Here is a 2,311-nt window from a genome sequence, read left to right as displayed (position 1 = left end):
TTTGCTTAAGGTCATAATTTACTGATACTATGCCCACACCTGTTATCTTGTGTATATCATAAGTGGAGTAGTTTTGTGCCACTAAGTCATGGCAAGAGAGTATGAGCTTAGTAGTAGCTTTCATATCAAGGTCTAGCTCTGTGCTTAGGATAGCATTATAGCTAGTATTACCTGCCTTATCTTGTATGATATTACCATTAGTATCTGTATTTGCCTGCAAGGCTATTTGATAGGTTTTTCTATTTTCACAATTAAGTAGATAGATGATAGGTTGTCCTTGAGTGTTGTGAGAATCGTGCATAGAATCTATAGAATCTTGTGATTGATTCTGTGTGGTGTGAGTGTTTGGGAATGAGCAACTCATTTATTCCCCACAATCAAAACTCACTTGGCTTTCGTGTATTACACCATAGATTGCCTTACTTGTATCGCTGGCTTCTTTTGGGATATAGGCGACTTTTAGCCATTTGGGATTGGTGGGGTCTTTGCCAAGAGATAATAATACGCCTTGATTTTGTAGCTCATTGCTTCGCATATTACAATCATTTAACATTTCATCTTTTTGTATTGCCTGTAAAATCTTGCCATTTGGGGATTGGCGTAGATTGATATAGGAGTCTTTGGAGGCATAGGATAAAAGTAGTCCCTCCGAAAAATAACTATATATCATTCCTTTAGATACAAACCATCTTTTTGTATTGCTTAAGGGCTTGAGAGAATGGGGTTTGATTTTTGCATATGCACCATTATCAAAACTTATATCACTTCCACTCACGGCATAATAGTCTTGCAATGTTATCATAGCACGCATTGCTATACCTCCTAAAATATACTTATCATTTATATTAATATTATCTCCAAAGATTTGCTTTGCTTTCATAAAGTCATTGTCTTTCATATCAGCTATTAACTGAATGCCTTGATATTGCTCAAAGTCAAAATATGGTAGTGGATTAGGCGTTTGTATATCTGGATAAAAAGTCAAGCTTTGAAACAGGTTTGCTTCCTCTTGATGCAAATACATTTGTATAACACCACTTAGCGTTATCTCGCCATTATAGCTTATTTTGACCATTCCGCTTTTGTCTTTATCAATATTTTTTTGAGTTAAGGTTGAATGATATATAGTGTTTTGATGTCTCAAGCTATCAATAACTACTATTTCATCGTTAGCATAGACATAACTACACAAAAGTAAAATTAAAATACATTTCACTGCGGAATAAGATATTATTTTCATCTTATTTCTCCCACTTGGTAATTTTATTCTTAGGATAGATTTTAACATTTTCTTCTTTGATTCTGACAATAAATTTTTTAATTGTGCTTTTCGATTGACCTTTGGCATAGTTTTGATATGCTTCTATATCATGCTCAATCAAAAGTTTTATGAGCTGCATAGTCTTTAGCAATGTTTCTTGATACAGCCCATCGTTATTTTTGTGTCCTTTAGGCTCAAGTTCATTTTCAAGCTCTCCCGGTAATAGACATCCATCGCTCCAAATTCCATTATCACCATTGTGTATTAGTATATAGTTTCTATCGCCCATATCTGTTCCATTGATAGCTTTAAGTTCAGGCATTATGTGAGAATGTATATCCCAATCGTGTTGCTTCTTAAAATTATCTGTCTTGCTTTGTAATGTTTTTTGTCTTTGGCTATCATATAATTGATTCTTCCCCTTATTAACGCTATGTGGATTTATTGAAAAATCTCTAACATCATTTTTTGAACAAACACCATTTAATTTTAACAAATTGATAAACTCTAAATCTATTGTGCTTCTTGCATAAACTTGTTTTCCTGAATACCTCCAAAACACCTCATATTCCCCCACTGGTATTCTCGTATCACTTCCCGATGTTTTTTGTTGTTGCTCTGGAGATAGGTTATGTCCAGCACGCTTAGGATTAGGATTTATCCCTGCTGGCTCTACAATTCCTCCACTTAACAACTCTATATCATTTTTTAATAGCTTAAATTGACTCATTGTAGCCCATTTGTTAGGATTGTCATATCCTCTATACTCCCACTTCCTCACTACTTCTAGCACCATTTCTCCTGTGCCATACCCCACTTCCAACTTAATCACATTTCCCATAGATTCTAATTCATTCTTGTATTTTTTATATAAAGCTTGCATTGCATTAAAGAATTGCTTAGATTCTGCTGCTAAATCTACGCCTTTTATATCTCCATAGCTACTTCCTCCGTGAATTGTGTAATGAGTAGTAGTGATAAAATCATCATTGATTGGTTTTGTGGAATCTTTGGTTTGATAGAGTTGAAAATATTTATCTCCTAAGTTCC

2 protein-coding genes and 1 pseudogene are annotated in these 2,311 nt (G+C 34.3%); all 3 read right to left on the bottom strand.

Annotated features, from left to right (window positions below; genetic code table 11):
* Nucleotides 1–364 (bottom strand): annotated as a pseudogene (locus B9T66_RS08595) (TIGR02594 family protein); the annotation flags it as partial.
* Nucleotides 365–1,240 (bottom strand): hypothetical protein, encoded by an 876-nt coding sequence (locus tag B9T66_RS08590; protein ID WP_095628548.1) that lies wholly within the window; start codon nucleotides 1,238–1,240, stop codon nucleotides 365–367. It abuts the pseudogene before it with no gap.
* A gap of 1 nt (nucleotide 1,241) precedes the next feature.
* On the bottom strand, nucleotides 1,242–2,311 hold a 1,070-nt coding region (locus B9T66_RS08965; RefSeq protein WP_095628547.1), incomplete at its 5' end, for a hypothetical protein.

It is taken from the genome of Helicobacter sp. TUL (genome assembly GCF_002287135.1).
In the GTDB taxonomy this organism is placed as follows: domain Bacteria; phylum Campylobacterota; class Campylobacteria; order Campylobacterales; family Helicobacteraceae; genus Helicobacter_F.
The sequence above is the reverse complement of the archived record's forward strand: the minus strand, read 5'-3'. Positions and strand labels throughout refer to the sequence as shown.